13 protein-coding genes and 1 pseudogene are annotated in these 16,809 nt (G+C 69.5%); 6 read left to right on the plus strand and 8 right to left on the minus strand.

Annotation, left to right across the window (positions count from 1 at the left end):
• Positions 1 to 29: 29 nt before the first annotated feature.
• Positions 30 to 590, minus strand: a complete 561-nt coding sequence (locus tag ACPYN4_RS07045; protein ID WP_239282013.1) for an acyl-CoA thioesterase — start codon at positions 588 to 590, stop codon at positions 30 to 32.
• An 83-nt stretch (positions 591 to 673) separates the two neighbouring features.
• Here ACPYN4_RS07045 and ACPYN4_RS07050 point away from each other — a divergent pair, with 83 nt between their 5' ends.
• Positions 674 to 1,192 carry a GNAT family N-acetyltransferase gene (locus ACPYN4_RS07050; protein WP_239282015.1) on the plus strand — a complete coding sequence of 173 codons (519 nt, stop codon included), beginning with the start codon at positions 674 to 676 and terminating at the stop codon, positions 1,190 to 1,192.
• Positions 1,193 to 1,293: 101 nt separating this feature from the next.
• On the opposite strand, the gene ACPYN4_RS07055 is transcribed toward ACPYN4_RS07050, so the two are convergent.
• From ACPYN4_RS07055 to ACPYN4_RS07075, 5 genes are all read right to left on the minus strand, one after another.
• Positions 1,294 to 3,135: a cytochrome b/b6 domain-containing protein gene (locus tag ACPYN4_RS07055; protein WP_424445988.1), complete on the minus strand. Its 1,842-nt coding sequence runs from the start codon at positions 3,133 to 3,135 to the stop codon at positions 1,294 to 1,296.
• Positions 3,135 to 4,124, minus strand: a complete 990-nt coding sequence (locus tag ACPYN4_RS07060) for an electron transfer flavoprotein subunit alpha/FixB family protein (RefSeq protein ID WP_424445989.1) — start codon at positions 4,122 to 4,124, stop codon at positions 3,135 to 3,137. The genes ACPYN4_RS07055 and ACPYN4_RS07060 overlap by 1 nt, the downstream gene beginning before the upstream one ends.
• A 13-nt stretch (positions 4,125 to 4,137) precedes the next feature.
• A complete protein-coding gene (locus ACPYN4_RS07065; protein WP_281652483.1) occupies positions 4,138 to 4,914 on the minus strand; it encodes an electron transfer flavoprotein subunit beta/FixA family protein in 777 nt (258 codons plus the stop codon).
• Between the two features lie 222 nt (positions 4,915 to 5,136).
• Positions 5,137 to 5,913 carry an enoyl-CoA hydratase gene (locus ACPYN4_RS07070; protein ID WP_281652482.1) on the minus strand — a complete coding sequence of 259 codons (777 nt, stop codon included), beginning with the start codon at positions 5,911 to 5,913 and terminating at the stop codon, positions 5,137 to 5,139.
• A gap of 62 nt (positions 5,914 to 5,975) precedes the next feature.
• Entirely contained in the window at positions 5,976 to 7,169 is a 1,194-nt protein-coding gene (locus ACPYN4_RS07075; protein ID WP_424445990.1) for a thiolase family protein, read from the minus strand.
• Positions 7,170 to 7,243: 74 nt separating this feature from the next.
• Here ACPYN4_RS07075 and ACPYN4_RS07080 point away from each other — a divergent pair, with 74 nt between their 5' ends.
• From ACPYN4_RS07080 to ACPYN4_RS07090, 3 genes are read left to right on the plus strand one after another with little or no spacing between them, the layout of a single operon-like run.
• Positions 7,244 to 8,728: a type I restriction-modification system subunit M gene (locus ACPYN4_RS07080; protein ID WP_076688837.1), complete on the plus strand. Its 1,485-nt coding sequence runs from the start codon at positions 7,244 to 7,246 to the stop codon at positions 8,726 to 8,728.
• On the plus strand, positions 8,725 to 9,840 hold the full coding sequence (locus tag ACPYN4_RS07085; RefSeq protein ID WP_424445992.1) for a restriction endonuclease subunit S: 1,116 nt from the start codon (positions 8,725 to 8,727) through the stop codon (positions 9,838 to 9,840). Before ACPYN4_RS07080 ends, ACPYN4_RS07085 begins: the two co-directional genes overlap by 4 nt.
• A complete protein-coding gene (locus tag ACPYN4_RS07090; protein ID WP_315549592.1) occupies positions 9,837 to 10,553 on the plus strand; it encodes an NYN domain-containing protein in 717 nt (238 codons plus the stop codon). The genes ACPYN4_RS07085 and ACPYN4_RS07090 overlap by 4 nt, the downstream gene beginning before the upstream one ends.
• A 108-nt stretch (positions 10,554 to 10,661) precedes the next feature.
• Here the strand turns inward: ACPYN4_RS07090 and ACPYN4_RS07095 are convergent.
• Positions 10,662 to 10,838, minus strand: a pseudogene (locus ACPYN4_RS07095) (Ltp family lipoprotein); the annotation flags it as partial.
• Between the two features lie 63 nt (positions 10,839 to 10,901).
• Here ACPYN4_RS07095 and ACPYN4_RS07100 point away from each other — a divergent pair.
• Positions 10,902 to 12,209 carry an HNH endonuclease signature motif containing protein gene (locus ACPYN4_RS07100; RefSeq protein ID WP_315549590.1) on the plus strand — a complete coding sequence of 436 codons (1,308 nt, stop codon included), beginning with the start codon at positions 10,902 to 10,904 and terminating at the stop codon, positions 12,207 to 12,209.
• Between the two features lie 156 nt (positions 12,210 to 12,365).
• Here the strand turns inward: ACPYN4_RS07100 and ACPYN4_RS07105 are convergent, their stop codons facing one another.
• The gene (locus ACPYN4_RS07105) at positions 12,366 to 13,199 is read right to left on the minus strand and encodes an Ltp family lipoprotein (protein WP_315549587.1); all 834 of its coding nucleotides are present in this window, start codon (positions 13,197 to 13,199) and stop codon (positions 12,366 to 12,368) included.
• 212 nt (positions 13,200 to 13,411) lie between these two features.
• Between ACPYN4_RS07105 and ACPYN4_RS07110 the strand changes: the two genes are divergently transcribed.
• Positions 13,412 to 16,801 (plus strand): DEAD/DEAH box helicase family protein, encoded by a 3,390-nt coding sequence (locus ACPYN4_RS07110; RefSeq protein WP_424445993.1) that lies wholly within the window; start codon positions 13,412 to 13,414, stop codon positions 16,799 to 16,801.
• The last annotated feature ends 8 nt before the right edge of the window (positions 16,802 to 16,809 follow it).

Raw genomic sequence — 16,809 nt, forward strand, 5'->3', positions numbered from 1 at the left:
CAAGGGTAGCGGCACCCGCTGCCGCCGCCTCACTCCCAGATGCTCGGCGCCGGCGCCTTCGTCGACGGCAGGGCAGCGCCCGCGGCCCAGTCCACGATCCACTGCGGCAGGGGAGGCAGGTTGTCGGGGCGGTGCAGCGCCTCGAAGAGCTCCGCGGTGTTGACGACGCCGCCGGTGCGGCGGAGGAACCGGGCGCGCACGATCATCTCGGCGTAGATCTCCCCGTCGACCACGGCGCGGTGGATCTGGTAGACCGCCTTGTCATCGTGCCCGTACAGCCGGGACTCGACGGTGAACCGCTGCCACAGCTGCAGCGACTTCCGGAAGGTCACGGTCTCGCTGGCCACAACCGCGTACCAGCCCTCCGCGTTCATGGCATCCCAGATGCCGGTGCGGATCAGCAGGTCGAACCGGCCCAGGTCGAACAGCGACGCGTACCGGCCGTTGTTCATGTGCCCCAGCAGGTCGAGGTCGGTGGGGAGCGTGCGCAGCCGCACCCGCCCGACGCTGTCCGGAGGGATGGGTCCGCGCCGCCGCAGCAGCACCTTCGCACGCCAGATCGTCAGCAGGGTCCGCCACCACACATTCACGAACGGCGATGCTACCCGGCATCCGTCGTCGACGCCGTTTCGGCCGATTTCGCGTTTGCAGAGCCCGGACGTAGAGTCTGGCCATGGAAGCCACCATCGAACCCACAGCACAGACCGACATCGTCGTCCGTCCGGTGCGCGACGTGGATGCCGAGGCCCTCGGGCGGGTGCACGCGACGTGCTGGCACGAGACGTACGACCACCTGATCAGCACGGCGGCGCTCGAGAACGTCTCCCCCAAGCGTCTGGCGGAGCTGTGGACGCACTGGGCCGTGCAGGGACCCGACTTCCGCATGTTCGCGGCACTGTCCGGCGGCGAGATCGTCGGGTTCGTCGGCTCGGGCCCTGCCCGCGATCGCGACGCCCCGCGGGCGCGCGAGCTGTACTTCATCTACCTGCTCGACGCCTTCCACGGCACCGGGACCGGCCAGCGCCTGTTCGATGCCGCGGTCGACGCCGGCGAGGAGCTCTACCTCTGGGTGGCCGAGGACAACCCCCGCGCGCACCGCTTCTACACGCGCAACGGCTTCACGCTGGACGGCGCGAGCCACACCGAGCCGTTCCTCGGCGAGACCCTCACCGAAGTCCGCTTCGTTCGCTGATCGAGCGGGTCAGCGCGCGTTGATCCGGGGCGGGTCAGCGCGGGGTGATCGGGTGGGTCAGCGCCCGTGATCGGGCGGGTCAGCGGCCGTGATCGGGCGGGTCAGCGTCCGCTGACGGTGCCGAACAGCCGAGCCACCGGCGCGAGCACGAGGGGGCGCGCCGCGACCCACGCGGCGGCGATGGCCACGAGCGACAGCACGAACATCCAGAACCCGGTCCAGTTGTCGGCGTAGGCGGTCGGATCCACCGACCCCTGCGCGGCGTACATGTGGTTGAGGTTGCGCAGCGCCCCCGTCGCCAGGACGAGCGCGACGTGGATGACGATGAACACGACGAAGTACAGCATCACCGGGAAGTGGATCTTCCGCGCCCACTCGATCGGGTACGCCGCGCTGAGCTTCGCGTTACCCTTGGGCCACATGCCGCTCATCCGGTATCCGGAGATCGCCGCGAGCGGCGCGGCGAGGAACACCGTCGAGAAGTACGCGACCTGCTGCAGCGAGTTGTAGTTGACCCATCCGTTCTCGGTGGGCCAGTCGAGCGACACATATTGCAGCGCCGCCGAGAGGGCGTTGGGGAAGACCTCCCAGCTCGTCGGCACGATCCGCATCCACTGCCCCGTGACGAACAGCAGCACAACGAAGACCACGCCGTTGACGAGCCAGAAGATGTCCAGCGCCTGGTGGAACCAGATCGTGAGACTCGTCTTGCCCTTGGGGTTGTTCTTCGGCGCCCAGAACACGGCGGGGCGCTTCTCGCGGCGGATCGTGAGACCCGAGCGGATGATCAGCACCATCAGGAAGGCGTTGAAGAAGTGCTGCCACCCGAGCCACGCCGGGATGCCGACGGGAGCCGCGTCGGGCAGGTGGTACTCCCCGGGGTAGGTCGCGAGGAAGTCCTGCATGGCGTCGAGGCTCAGGAGGAACCGCACGAACAGTACCGCCATCGCCGCCGCGAACAGCAGTCCGAGGCCGCCGACGACGACCGCTCCAGCCCACTGCGCCTTGGTGAAGGGACCGATCCGGGCCGGCTCGGGGCGCGGCGCCGGTCGGTGGGTCGCGGCCCGTCCCGGCCAGACGCTGCGCGTGAACGGCAGCGGCGCGCGCGGCCCCGCCGGCTCTGCGACGGCGGGGGTCGCGGCGGCGGGTGCGGCGGGCGCGGCGGGTGCCGCGGGCGCGGCGGGCGCGGCGGGTGTGGTTTCGGCGGCGGGTGCGGGCGTCCCGGCATCCGGCACCCGTGCCACGTTCTGCTGCGACTCCGATGCCCCGCCCGCAGACGTGGCCACATCTGCCACCGCGGCGGTGGCGAGCCCCTCGGGCGGCCACGGCTCGCCCCCGGGCACGCGGGGCAGACCGCGCCGCAGCGCCGTCGCCGACTCAAGTGGCGCGACACGCGGGAACGCGGGCTCCATTCCCGCGGAATGCGCCACCTGAACAGGGGCGGATGCCGCGGCATCCGATTCAGGTGGCGTGATCTGCGGGTTCGCGGGCGCCGAAGCCACCGATTGCGCCACCTCAACGGTGGCGGACGCCGAGGGCACCGCGCCCGCCGGCGCAACGCCCTCGGGCGGCCACGGCTCGCCGCCGGGCACGCGGGGCAGGCCGCGCCGCAGCGCCGTCCTCGATTCAGGTGGCGCGACACGCGGGAACGCGGGCTCCATTCCCACGGAATGCGCCACCTGAACAGGGGCGGATGCCGCGGCATCGGATTCGGGTGGCGTGATCTGCGGGTTCGCGGGCGCCGAAGCCACCGATTGCGCCACCTCAATGGGGATGGATGCTGCCGGCGCCGCGCCTGCGGGAGATGCCGCGCCCGCCGGCGCAACGCCCGCGGGAACCGCGCCCGCCGGCGCAACGCCCGCGGGCGGCCACGGCTCGCCGCCGGGCACGCGCGGCAGACCGCGCCGCAGCGCGGACCCCGACCCCGACCCCGACGACGCCATTACGCCTTCTTCGCCTCGAGCGCGGCGATCAGCTGCGGGACGACCTGGAACACGTCGCCCACGATGCCGTAGTCGGCGATCCCGAAGATCGGCGCATCGCCGTCCTTATTGATCGCGACGATCGTCTTCGCCGTCTGCATGCCGGCCTTGTGCTGGATCGCCCCCGAGATGCCGAGAGCGACATACAGCTGCGGCGCGACCGAGACGCCCGTCTGCCCGACCTGGTGCGAGTACGGGATGTACCCGGCATCCACCGCGGCGCGCGACGCGCCGACGGCGGCGCCGAGCACGTCGGCGAGCTGTTCGACGAGCGCGAACTTCTCGGCCGAGCCGAGTCCGCGGCCGCCCGACACGACCTTCGCCGCTCCGCGCAGCTCGGGGCGGGAGGATGCCGCGACCTCCGCCTCGAATCCGGTGATGGTCGCCGCTGGCGCACCCGACGCGGCGACCTCGAGCGCCTGGACGACGGGGGTGGCGACGGCGTCGGCGCGGGCGTCGACGGCCCCCTGACGCACCGTGATCACGGGGGCGCCGAACGTCGCCGCCGACGTCACGTTGTACGCCCCGCCGTAGACGGAGTGCTGCGCGAGCACGCCTTCGTCGTCGCGGCTCACGCCGACGGCGTCGACGCAGAGCGCGGAGCGCGAGCGCACCGCGAACCGGCCGGCGACGTCGCGGCCCTCGATCGAGTTCGAAACGAGCACGGCGTCGGGGCGGACGAGGGCGGATGCCGCGGCCAGCGCATCGACGAGCGGCACCGTGAGGGCGGTGTCGGCGCCACCGAGGCCCGCCGTGAGCACGACGGCAGCGCCGAGCTCGCCCGCCGCGGCGACGAGGTCCGCGTGCGCGGACTCCCCGGCGACGATGAGGGCCACCGGTGTGCCGACGCCGGCGGCGGCGCCGAGAAGGCCCGCGGACGACTTGGCGAGCTCACCGGCGGGCGTGACGTCCAGCAGGACGAGGATCGAGTCCGAAGCGAAATCAACCATGACGACTCTCTCCTCAGGCCAGACGGTTCTCGATGAGGTACGCGGCGAGTTTCTCGCCGGCATCCCCCTCGTCGGTGATCTTGATGCCGGCTCCGCGGGGCGGCTTCTCGCTCACGGCGGTCATGATCGACTGCGGGGCGGATGCCGGGTCGACGTCGACGTCGAGGTCGGCGAGCGACACCGTCTCGAACGGCTTCTTCTTCGCCGCCATGATCCCCTTGAAGTTGGGGAACCGGGCGTCGGGCAGCGCTTCGGTGATCGAGATGACGGCGGGCAGGGTCGCGGTCACCTGTGCGGCGCCGGCGTCGGTGGCGCGGGTGCCCGACACCTCCGTCTCGCCGATCGTGACCGCCGACAGTGCGGTGGCCTGCGGCACGCCAAGGTGCTCGGCGACCATGGCCGGAATGACGCCGCCGGCGCCGTCGGTGGAGAGGTTGCCGGTGATCACGAGGTCGAAACCCGCCCGCTGCACGGCCGCGGCGAGCACGCGCGCCGTGACGCCGAGGTCGGCCCCGGCGAGGGCCGGATCGACGACCTGGAGAGCGGATGCCGCGCCCATCGCGAGTCCCTTGCGGATCGTCGCGGCCGACTCCTCGGGCGCCATCGACACGACCGTGACCTCGGTGCCGGGGTTCGCGTCGGCGTACGACAGCGCCACCTCGAGGGCGCGCTCGCCGATCTCGTCGAGCACCCGCTCGGAGGCGGCACGGTCGGCGAGACCGGTCTCGAGGTTCAGCTTGCGGTCGCCATAGGTGTCGGGGACTTCTTTGACCAGCACCACGATCTTCATCGGTTCTCCTTCGGGATGGGATCAGTCTAGGAGATGCGACTCAGTCTCGCATCGGGTGACACTGAGCGTCATTCTCGGAGTGGCGGTGAACTCGGATCGGTGGGAAGGAGGAGTACGAATGACCGATTCTGAGCGAGGCGCTCGTTCCCCGCGAGCGTCTGCGCGTGGGCGATGCCGAACTGCGCCTCGTCATCCGGCGCGCTCGCGCCGACGACGTCGAGATCACCGCTGAGTGAAGCGCGGCTCCCGCTTCTCGCGGAAGGCGGCCATGCCCTCCTTCTGGTCTGCCGTGTCGAACAGCGCCGCAAACACGTGCCGCTCGAACCGCAGGCCTTCGGCGAGCGGCGACTCCATTGCGGCATCCAGCGCCGCCTTCGCGGCGAACACGCTCGGCAGCGACTTCGACGCGATGGTCTCCGCGGTGCGCTGGGCGTCGTCGAGCAGATCGGATGCCGGGACGACCCGCGACACCAGGCCCGCACGCTCGGCCTCCGCGGCATCCATCACGCGCCCGGTCAGGATCAGCTCGGCGGCCTTGTAGTAGCCGACCGCGCGGATCAGGCGCTGCGTGCCACCCATGCCCGGAATGACGCCGAGGTTGACCTCGGGCTGGCCGAACCGGGCGGTGTCGGCCGCGAGGATGATGTCGCACATCATGGCGAGCTCGCACCCGCCGCCCAGCGCGTAGCCCGAGACGGCGGCGATGACCGGCGTGCGGACATCGGCGAACCGCGCCCACGCGCCGAAGTGGTCGCCCATGATCATCTCGCGGCCGGTCTTGTCGGCCATCTCCTTGATGTCGGCGCCGGCGGCGAACGCGCGCTCGCTGCCGGTCACGACGATCGCGCCGACGCCCTCATCGGCGTCGAACGCCTCCGCCGCGGCGACGACGTCGCGCATCACCTGCGAGTTCAGGGCGTTGAGCGTCTCGGGCCGATTCAGCGTGATCCACCCGACGCGGCCGCGCTGCTCGGTGAGGATGGTCTCGTACTCAGTCATGCCTTCATCGTGTCACCGGCGGGGCCGCCACGTCACCGGCATGGCCGGCGCGTCACCCGTCATCACAGGCGCTCGATGATGGTCGCATTCGCCATGCCGCCGCCCTCGCACATGGTCTGCAACCCGTAACGGCCACCGGTGGCTTCAAGATGCGCGAGCAGCGTGCCGAGCAGCCGCGTGCCGCTGGATCCGAGCGCGTGACCCAGCGCGATCGCTCCTCCCCAGGGGTTCAGCTTGGCGGCATCCGCCCCGACCTCGGCGGCCCAGGCGAGCGGCACCGACGCGAACGCCTCGTTGACCTCGTACGCGTCGATGTCCTCGATGCCCAGCCCGCTGCGCTCCAGGATGCGACGCGTCGCGGGTATCGGTCCCGTCAGCATCATCAGCGGATCATCGCCGACGACGGCGAACGCGTGGAACCGCGCCCGCGGCGTGAGGCCGAGTTCGATCGCCTTCTGCTCGCTCATGATGAGCACGGCGGATGCGCCATCGGTCAGCGGCGAGGAGTTCCCCGGGGTGATTCGCCAGTCGAGCTCGGGGAAGCGCTCGGCGAGCGCGTCGGTGCGGAACGCGGGCGCGAGGCCCGACAGCCCCGCCTCGGTGGTCGCCGGGCGCACGGTCTCGTCGACGGCGAACTCTCCGGCATCCGTCGGCACCGGGAGCAGCTGCGAGGCGAAGCGTCCCTGCGCGGCGGCGTCGGCGGCACGCCGGTGGGACTCGGCGGCGAAGGCATCCAGGGTCTCCCGGGACAGGTCCCACCGGGAGGCGATCAGCTCCGCCGACACGCCCTGGTTGACGAGTCCGGCAGGATAGCGCTCGTGCAGGGCCGGCGAGAACGGCGACCCCGCGACGGATGCCGCGATACCCAGCGGCACCCGGCTCATCGACTCGATGCCACCGGCGATGACGATGTCGTACTGCCCCGCCATCACGCCCTGCGCGGCGAAGTGGGCGCCCTGCTGGCTCGACCCGCACTGCCGGTCGATCGTCGTCGCGGGGACGCGCTCGTCGAACCCGGCTGCGAGCACTGCCTGCCGGGCGATGTTCATCGTCTGCTCGCCCACCTGGCTCACGCAGCCGAGCAGCACGTCGTCGATCTGCGATGACTCCAGGCCGTTGCGCTCGAGCGTCACGCGAAGCACGTGTGCCGCCAGATCGACGGGATGGATGCCGCTGAGCGCGCCACCGGGTTTGCCCCGGCCCGAGGGAGTGCGGACGGCGTCGACGATGACAGCGGTGCGGGCGGCGATGCTCATGAGTCCATCCTGCCCGCGAGAGCGTCGGCGCGGGCAGTGTCAGCGGCCGGGCGTCGACCAACTACCGTGGTCCTGTGGTCACGGGTGAGCTCAAGCGTCAGGTCGACAGGGTGTGGGATGCCTTCTGGTCGGGAGGCATCGCCAATCCCGTGGAGGTGATCGAGCAGATCACGTACCTCCTGTTCATCAAGCGCCTCGACGAGCTGCACACGAAGGCCGAGCTGAAGGCCGCCCGGTTCGGCGAGGAGATCAACGACCCGGTCTTTCCGGACGGGTTCGACGGCGAACTGCCCGGTCGGCGGCCGTACCGCGACCTCCGCTGGAGCGTGTTCACGAACTTCGCCCCGGCGGAGATGTTCGAGGTCGTCTCGGAGCACGTCTTCCCGTGGCTGCGCCGTCTCGGCGCCGAGGGCTCGAGCTACGCCCGCAACATGCGGGACGCGCGCTTCACGATTCCGACGCCGGCGCTGCTGACGAAGGTCGTCGATCTGCTCGGGGAGATCCCGATGGACGACCGTGACACCAAGGGCGACATCTACGAGTACATGCTCATGAAGCTGTCGACGAGCGGCACGAACGGCCAGTTCCGCACGGCTCGGCACATCATCCAGCTGATGGTCGACATGCAGCAGCCGCGGCCCGACGACCGCATCATCGACCCCGCCGTGGGCACCGCCGGCTTCCTCGTCGCCGCCGAGGAGTATCTGCGTGCGCAGCATCCCGAGATCTGGACGGATGCCGCCGCTCGCGCGCATTTCAACGGCCCGATGTTCACCGGGTACGACTCCGACGCCGCGATGGCGCGGATCGCGAGCATGAACATGTTGCTGCACGGCGTCGAGAATCCCACGATCGAGCGCGCGGACTCGCTGTCGGAGGGGCATCCCGGCCTCGATGAGTTCACGCTGGTGCTCGCCAATCCGCCTTTCGCCGGGTCGCTCGACGACGAGACCGTGTCGAAGGATCTGCAGAAGGTCGTGAAGACGCGCAAGACCGAGCTGCTCTTCCTCGTGCTGATGGTGCGGATGCTGCGCAACGGCGGCCGAGCCGCGGTGATCGTCCCCGAGGGAGTCCTCTTCGGGTCGAGCAACGCGCACAAGGCCGTGCGTCGGATGCTGGTCGATGACCACAAGCTCGATGCGGTGATCAAGCTGCCGTCGGGCACGTTCAAGCCGTACACCGGGGTGTCGACGGCGATCCTGCTCTTCACCAAGACCTCCTCGGGCGGAACGGACCACGTGTGGTTCTACGACGTGCGCGCCGACGGCATGACCCTCGACGACAAGCGCACCCCGATCGAGGCGAACGACCTGCCCGACGTTCTCGCTCGCTGGCAGAACCAGGATGCCGAGTCCACCCGCGCGCGCACTGATCAGAGCTTCATGGTGCCCAGACAGGAGATCGTCGACAACGGCTACGACCTCTCGCTGAACCGCTATAAGGAGATCGAGATCGAGGAGGTCGAGCACCGCTCCCCGTCCGAGATCCTCGACGAACTCGACGCGCTCGAGGTCCAGATCCAGGACGGGCTGAAGCGCCTGCGGGAGATGCTCGCGTGACCTGGGAGACGGTGCCCCTGGGGGATGTGGTCGAGCTCATGTACGGCAAGGCACTCAAGTCAGGTGATCGAATCGAGGGCCGATATCCCGTCGTCGGGTCGGGTGGGGTCGTTGGAACTCACGCCGACGCCGTAGTCGAATCGCCGACGCTGGTCGTCGGCCGAAAGGGCTCGATCGGTTCTCTGACGTGGGCTCCCGATGGCTGTTGGCCTATCGATACGGCCTATTACGTCTCGCCCCGGCGCGATTTCGATCTGCGATGGCTCTACTGGACATTGCACAACGTCGGACTCGATCGGATGAACAAGTCTGCGGCCGTGCCGGGCCTCAACCGCGAAGACGCATACCGCGCTCGTATCCCTCTCCCGCCCCTCCCCGAGCAGCGCCGGATCGCCGCGATCCTCGACGAGGCTGACGCCCTCCGCGGCCATGCGACGGCCGCGAGGGCGACCGCGAAATCCGCCACGGAGTCCCTCTTCATCTCGATGTTCGGCGATCCTCTATTGAATCCGCACGGGTGGGAAGTCTCGACCCTCGGGGACATCGCGACGAAAATCAGCGACGGCCCGTTCGGCAGCAACCTCAAATCTTCGCACTATGTGGAAGATGGCGTCCGTGTCGTCCGCTTGAAGAACATCGGTGTCGGCGAGTTCCTTGACGACGACAAGGCCTACATCTCAAGAGAGCACTTCCAACGCCCCAAGCGGCACGAACTGGACGTCCAGGACATCGTCGTCGGGACTCTCGGCGATCCCATCCTCCGCGCCGCTGCCGTCCCCGACAACATCGGTCCTGCGATCAACAAAGCCGACTGCGTCCAGGTGCGGGTGGACGGGAATCGATCGACGCGGGAATATATCGTGGACGCGTTGAACATGAGAACAGTCGTAGGACAGGCCGGCCTGCTGGCTCACGGCCAGACTCGTTCGCGGATCAGCATGTCGCAGGTCAGACAGCTCCAGCTTCCCGTTCCCCCGCTGTCGATTCAGCGTGAGTATGGGAAGCTTCGACAGCACCACTCCATGCTCCTCCATGCTGCGGAGGCACGAACCGCGCAGCTCGACGCGCTCTTCGCCTCGCTGCAGCACCGCGCGTTCCGAGGAGAGCTGTGAGCGAGCCGCCGGCATCCCGGGCCACGGCTTCGGTTTACGTGGACGGCTTCAATCTCTACCGACGGCTTCTCGAAGGGCAACCGCAGGACAAGTGGCTCGATCTCGAGGCTCTGAGCCGTCACCTGCTCCCGGAATTCGACATTCTGCGCGTCCGCTACTTCACCGCGGTGATCAAGGCGTTACCGGGGGCCGATGTCGACTCGCCGCAGCGGCAACAGGCCTACATCCGAGCGTTGAGGGCGCAGCCCCGAACGAGCGTCCACCTGGGCAACTTCAGAGTCGACCGTCGGCGCATGCCTCTCCATCCGTTGCAGTACGGCAGCGACGGCAAACCGGTGTCCGCCCTCGTCCGCAAGACCGAAGAGAAGGGCTCCGACGTCTCGCTGGCCAGCTACCTCCTGTTGGATGCATTTCGCGACGAAGCCAACATGTACGTCGTGGTCAGCAACGACTCCGACCTTGTGACGCCGCTCAGGCTCGCCAAGGAGGAGTTCCGGCGAAAGATAGGCGTGCTCTCACCCATGGAGCCGAAACGGGCCAGCAATGAACTCAAGCAACTTGGCCTTGACCTGCATCGTCAGGTCACGATCGAGGCCCTGAGAGCCGCGCAGCTGCCCGACCGGATCTCGGACGCCCACGGCACGGTGCGCAGACCGGGAAAGTGGAGCAGGAATTCCGAGGGCCCCGCCGAAGCGGGGCCCTCTAACCAGTAGCCGAAGCATCTGGGGGTGTATGCCTAGTTTACCCGTACCTCCTGCGCCTGCAAACAGATCGCCGGCGGTGGGTGTGAGAGCCACCTCCGCGCCGACGGTGTCGGCGGCCCACGTCGCCACGTCCACGGGGTAGACCGAGCCGTACTCGCTCGAAAGCTGGTCGATGAGCCCCTGGCGCAAGAACGACGAGAACTGCAGGTATGACTGCGCCTGCTCCAGCGCATTCTGCTGCTCCAGCGTATACACCGGTTTCGGGAGCAGGACAGGACACAGCACCTCCGACATCGCCGGATCGGCACCGTCGCACGGGCCGGGGCGATGTCGGAACCCCTCGTCACAATGGGAGGTATGAAAGACGAGTTCGCGCAGGTTCCGATCAGTGACGGCGATCTCGCCGTGCTGGCGGGGATCGTCGCGGATGCTGATGAGCTCCAGGCGCAGTTGACGGCGGTGCAGGTCGCCGAGGTGCGGATGCTGGCTCGTGCGGGGCAGCTCGCCGACAAGCAAGCGGCCGCATCGCGGGACAACGTCCGGTTGCACGACATGGCGCTGCGGTCGATCGCCGCTGAGCTCGGCGGTGTGGTCCGAGTCACCGACCGGACGATGCAGGCCAGGATCGGGGAGGCCCGCGAGATCGTCGAATGCTATCCGACGACGCTGGCCGCCTGGGAGGCGGGGCGCATCACCCGCGGTCACGTGCGGGTCATCGTCGACGCCGGGTCGATGGTGCCCGCGTCGCGGCGGGCTGAGTACGAAGCCGAAGCGATCGAACGCTGCACCCGCGACACCCCCAATCGGGTCCGATCCGCACTCGAGATCCTCGCCGAGCGGACCGCAGAGCGCCCGTTCACCGAACGCCACCGCGACGCGGCGAAGGGCCGCAAGGTGCGGCTGGTCGTAGGGCGCAATGGGATGTCCTCGTTCATCGCCGACGTCCCGACGGTCATCGGCGACGGCATCCTCGACCGACTCACCCAGCAGGCGCAGACCATCATCGACGCGCGGGACGACCGCGACCTCGAATCCGGCGATCGCGACCGTCGCGGCATCGACGAGATCCGCGCTGATGTGTTCGCCGACCTTCTCCTCGCCGGCGCTCCCGCCCTCGATCCCACCGCCGACGGCGACGGTCCCGGAGCGCTGGGCGCGATCCGCGCGCAGGTTCAGGTCGTCGTCCCCGCCCTCACCCTTCTCGGTCGCGACGACGGGCCCGCCGACCTCGTGGGACGTTCCCCGATCGACGCCGACACCGCGCGGTGCTTGGCAGCGAACACCCCCACCTGGGCGCGGGTACTGACCGAACCGGTCGACGGGACCGTCCTCGCCGTCGACCGCTACCGCACCCCCTGGCCGCAACGCCGCTTCTTGCGGGCCCGCGACCAGCACTGCCGGTTCCCGGGATGCCGACGCGCCGCGATCCGGTGCGAGATCGACCATACGATCGACGCCGCCAAAGGCGGGCCCACCACCCTGTGGAACCTCGCCCATCTGTGCCAACGGCACCACAGCATGAAACAGTTCACCCCCTGGAGGGTCCGACAACTTCCGGGCGGAGTCCTGGAATGGACCTCGCCCACCGGACGGGTCTACCGCGAAGACGCCCCCGCACCACCCGTCGCATTCATGCCGGCATCCGCTACCGACGCACCCTTCTGACGCTTCACGATCCATCGGGACGACTCATCGACTGTGGATGAGCTCGTCGGCGTATCGGAGTGACTCCGCCTGGTCAACACGACGCCGCGGTGAGAGATCGCGCCGTCGGCACGGGTGGCCGCCGCCGCAGCAGCGGCCACCCGTGCCGGTATGCGATCAGTACCCGACGGCCGCGAGGGCGTAGTTCGCCTCGTCGGCCGTGAACTGGCTGCCGTACGGGCTCGTGAGCTGGTCGAAGAGGCCCTGCCGCGAGAAGGACGAGTATTCCAGGTACGACTGCGCCTGTTCCACGGCCTCGGCGTTCCAGTCCGCTCCCACGGTGTCGGCGGCCCACGTCGCCACGTCTACCGGGTAGCCCGAGCCGTACTCGCTCGACAGCTGATCGATGAGCCCCTGGCGCGAGAACGACGAGAACTGCAGGTACGACTGCGCCTGCTCCAGCGCATTCTGCTGCTCCAGCGTGTACCCCGGCTTCGGGGCCTCGCTCGTGATGCTGAGCTCCAAACCCTCCAACGGGTGCGACCCGGCGCTCGGCTGCTGCGACGTCACCACCCAGTCATCGCCGGCATCCGTGGCCTCGAGCGTGAGACCTGCCGCGGCGAGCTTCGTGCGTGCCTCGGCGACCGTCGACCCGACCATGTCGGGCACCATGACCTTCTCGATCCGCTCGACGGGCTCCTCCACGGCATCCGTCTGCTGCGCGACGGGAGCCGTGCCGTCGCCCGACGCGTCGGAGCCCCCGCGACCACCGCCCACGACTCCCGCGATGACGCCGATCACCACGAGGAGCCCCACGCCGAGCAGCGCCCACTGCCACCAGCGCAGCTTCGGCACCCGGCGAACGGACTCCGCGACGGCGATGCCCGCGGGCATGGCACCGGCCGCGGCCCACTGGCCGCCATCCCAGTAGCGCTGCGCGTCGCCTCCTTCAGGATCGGGGTACCAACCCGCGGGCGGCAGTGCGGGCGAGGTGTTGCTGTTGTCGGACATGACAGAACCTTTCGGTCGCTGAGGGGCGCGAATCCCAGGTACGCGCCACCGGCCCGATGGCCAGTAGGACAGGACACACCAGACCTCCGACATCGCCGTGACCGGCGCCGGCGAACGGCCCCGCCGACAACCGGGGACGCTCCCTTCTGATGTCGGAGCCGTTCGCTAGCATGAGCCGAGGGCAGGGCCGCGCCTGCCGCCGGGAGCCGTTCGTGGGGAACTTCGACTTCGTCCGGGATCGCTGGCCGACCGTGTGGGAGGCGGCATCCCGCGCTGAGTCGTACCTGCGAAGCGACCCCCGCGCCTCGGCCACCTACGCCCGACGAGCCGGCGAGATGTTCACCGAGTGGATCTACGCCGCCGAATCCCTCCCCCGGCCGTACGAGGATTCGTTCGCGAACCTCACATCGCAGCTGGCGTTCCGTCAGGCGGTCGGTGCGAACGTGGACGGCAGCCTGCGCATCGTCCGGCGTGTCGGCAACGACGCGGTCCATCGCGGCGACGACATGCCGCTCGGTCGCGCGCGCGGCGCTCTCGAACAGCTGCACACCATCTGTCGCTGGCTCGATCACCGATATGGCGACCCCGGCCTTCCCCCGCCGGCGCCCTTCGACTTCGCTCTGGTCCTACCCGCTCCTGCGACCGTGGTCCGACGCGCCCGGGAAGACCTCGAACGCACCCAGGCGGCGTTCGATGAGGCCCGGCGAGCGCTCGCCGCCGAGCGCGAGACCAGCGCGACACTCCGCGAGCAGCTGGTAGCCCTGCAGGCCGATGCCGCCGCGGCGAAGTCCGCGAACGACACGGCGAACGCCGAGCGAGGGATTCCCGACCCCACCCTCGCGACCGAGGCCGAGACGCGGCGCGACCTCATCGACCTGCAGCTGCGCGAAGCCGGCTGGCTGCTCGAGAACCCGGACGATCGCGAGTGGCCGGTCACCGGCATCCCCACTGCATCCGGCACCGGAAGGATCGACTACGTCCTGTGGGGCGATGACGGCCGCCCGCTCGCGGTCGTGGAGGCGAAGCGCACGACCAAGAGCGCGAAAGAGGGCCGACTGCAGGCCGAGGTCTACGCCGACGCGCTCGAGCGAGATCACGGGCAGCGGCCGCTGATCTACTACACCAACGGGTACGAGACGTGGCTCTGGGACGACCGTCGCTATCCCCCGCGCCCCGTGTCGGGCTTCATGACGAAGGACCAGCTCGCTCTCGCGATCCAGCGGCGCGCATCGCTGGGGCCCCTGGCCACCGCCGCCATCGACCGGACGATCGTCGAGCGGCCCTATCAGCTGCGCGCGATCCGCGCCGTGACCGAGGCGTTCGAGCACCAGCGACGCCGCGCCCTGCTCGTCATGGCGACCGGCACCGGCAAGACGCGCACGGTCATCGCCCTGGTCGACGTGCTGCAACGGGCGAACTGGGTCAAGCGCGTGCTCTTCCTCGCCGATCGCACCGCCCTGGTCAACCAGGCCGTCGGCGCCTTCAAGACGCATCTGCCTGACAGCGCGCCCGTCAACCTCGTCACTGACCGCGGCGGCGACGGCCGCGTCTTCGTCTCGACCTATCAGACCGTGATGGGCCTGATCGACGCCGGCGACGACGGCCGCCGCTTCGGACCGGGCTTCTTCGACCTCATCATCGTGGACGAAGCGCACCGCTCGATCTACAACCGATACGGCGAGATCTTCGACTACTTCGATGCCCTCGTCGTCGGTCTCACCGCGACCCCGCGCGCGGACGTCGACCACAACACCTATCGCCTCTTCCATCTCGACGACGGCGTTCCCACCGACGCGTTCGAGCTCGACGATGCGATCGCCGGCGGATACCTCGTCCCTCCGGTCGCGCGCCCGATCGACCTCGGGTTCATGACACGCGGCATCCGCTACGCCGATCTGAGCGACGCGGAACGGGAGCGGTGGGACGAGCTGGAGTGGCAGGACGGCGAGATTCCCGATGCCATCGACGCGGCAGCCATGAACCGCTGGCTGTTCAACGAGGACACCGTCGACAAAGTGCTCGAGGTGCTCTTCACCGAGGGCCGAAGGGTCGGCGGCGGCGACCGGCTCGGCAAGACGATCATCTTCGCCAAGAACCAGCACCACGCCGACTACATCGAGTCGCGCATCGACGCCCATTACCCGGAGCAGCGCGGCACACTCGCCCGCGTGATCACCCACAACTCGGGGCCGTACGCGCAGACGCTCATCGATGCCTTCGCCACGCCCGGCTCCGCGCCCGACATCGCGATCTCCGTCGACATGCTCGACACCGGCATCGACATCCCCGACGTCGTCAATCTCGTCTTCTTCAAGCCGGTGAACTCCGCCACGAAGTTCTGGCAGATGGTCGGGCGCGGCACGCGGCTGCGGCCCGGCCTCTACGGTCCCGGCGACGACAAGGCCGACTTCGTCATCTTCGACGTCTGCGGCAACATCGACTTCTTCAACGAGGAGCTTCCCGAGGCGTCGGCGACGACGGCGCGCTCACTGTCGGAGCGGGCGTTCCTCCTGCGCACGCGTCTGCTCGCCCTCCTGCGGTCCGCCGACGACCCGGCGGTCACCGCGCTGCGCTCCGGACTCGCCGCCCGCCTGCACGGCGCGATCGTCGGTATGAACCGCGACAACTTCATCGTCCGCCGGCACCTGCGTGCTGTCGAGCGGTTCGCCGGCCTCGACGCCTGGACGGCCTTCGGGCCCGAGCATCTCACGGCGGCGGCGGAGCTGGCCGGGCTCCCCAGCGCGGCGGAGCAGGATGCCGACGAAGCCGCCCGACGCTTCGACGCGCTCGTCCTCACCGCCCAGGTCGCCGTGGCCGAAGGCGAACCGGTGCGCGCCGGCATCCTCTCCCGCCTGCTCGGCATCGTGCGCGCACTCGCCGACCAGCGGAGCATCCCCGCTGTCGCTGCCCACGCGGCACTGCTGGATGCTGCCGCCGACCCCGCATGGTGGGAGGGCGTCGACGCGGTGACTCTGGAGCAGCTGCGCCTGCGGCTGCGCGAGCTCGTGCGTCTCGTCGGCCGCGAGCAGCAGGTCATCGTCTACACCGACTTCGACGACGCCCTCGCCGACGCCCGCGAACTCACCCTCACCCGGGTCGTGCCGGGCCTCAACCGGCGTGCCTTCCGCGACAAGATGCTGGGATTCCTGGCTGGCCGCTCCGACGTGGCGCTGCACCGGCTGCGTACCGGGCGGCCGCTCACGACCGTCGATCTCGCCGAGCTCGAACGCGCTCTCACCTCGGCTGGCGGCGTCGACCCCGATCAGCTCCACGACGAAGCGAGCGGAGCCGGCGGGCTCGGACGCCTCATCCGCTCGATCGTCGGCATGGAGCGGTCGGCCGTCGAGGAGACGCTCGCCGATTTCGTCGCCGCCCCGGGTTTCACCCACCGTCAGCACGCGTTCGTCGATCTCGTCATCCAGCAGCTCACGATCGCCGGCCATCTCGACCCGCGGCGCCTCTACGAAGACCCGTTCGACGGGCTCGCACCGCAGGGGCCGGACGAGATCTTCACCGACGCACAGGTCAGCGAGCTGATCACGCGCCTCCGCCGGGTAGACGCCAGCGCAGACCCGATCAGCACGGACACGGTCAGCGCTTGACCCGCGAG

It is taken from the genome of Microbacterium sp. CH-015 (assembly GCF_049707015.1).
In the GTDB taxonomy this organism is placed as follows: Bacteria; Actinomycetota; Actinomycetes; order Actinomycetales; family Microbacteriaceae; genus Microbacterium; species Microbacterium aurum.

Coding starts and splice junctions, on each gene's coding strand:
- ACPYN4_RS07050 (WP_239282015.1), top strand. CDS start 674: ATGGAAGCCACCATCGAACCCACAGCACAGACCGACATCGTCGTCCGT.
- ACPYN4_RS07055 (WP_424445988.1), bottom strand. CDS start 3,135: ATGGCGTCGTCGGGGTCGGGGTCGGGGTCCGCGCTGCGGCGCGGTCTG.
- ACPYN4_RS07060 (WP_424445989.1), bottom strand. CDS start 4,124: ATGGTTGATTTCGCTTCGGACTCGATCCTCGTCCTGCTGGACGTCACG.
- ACPYN4_RS07065 (WP_281652483.1), bottom strand. CDS start 4,914: ATGAAGATCGTGGTGCTGGTCAAAGAAGTCCCCGACACCTATGGCGAC.
- ACPYN4_RS07070 (WP_281652482.1), bottom strand. CDS start 5,913: ATGACTGAGTACGAGACCATCCTCACCGAGCAGCGCGGCCGCGTCGGG.
- ACPYN4_RS07075 (WP_424445990.1), bottom strand. CDS start 7,169: ATGAGCATCGCCGCCCGCACCGCTGTCATCGTCGACGCCGTCCGCACT.
- ACPYN4_RS07100 (WP_315549590.1), top strand. CDS start 10,902: ATGAAAGACGAGTTCGCGCAGGTTCCGATCAGTGACGGCGATCTCGCC.
- ACPYN4_RS07105 (WP_315549587.1), bottom strand. CDS start 13,199: ATGTCCGACAACAGCAACACCTCGCCCGCACTGCCGCCCGCGGGTTGG.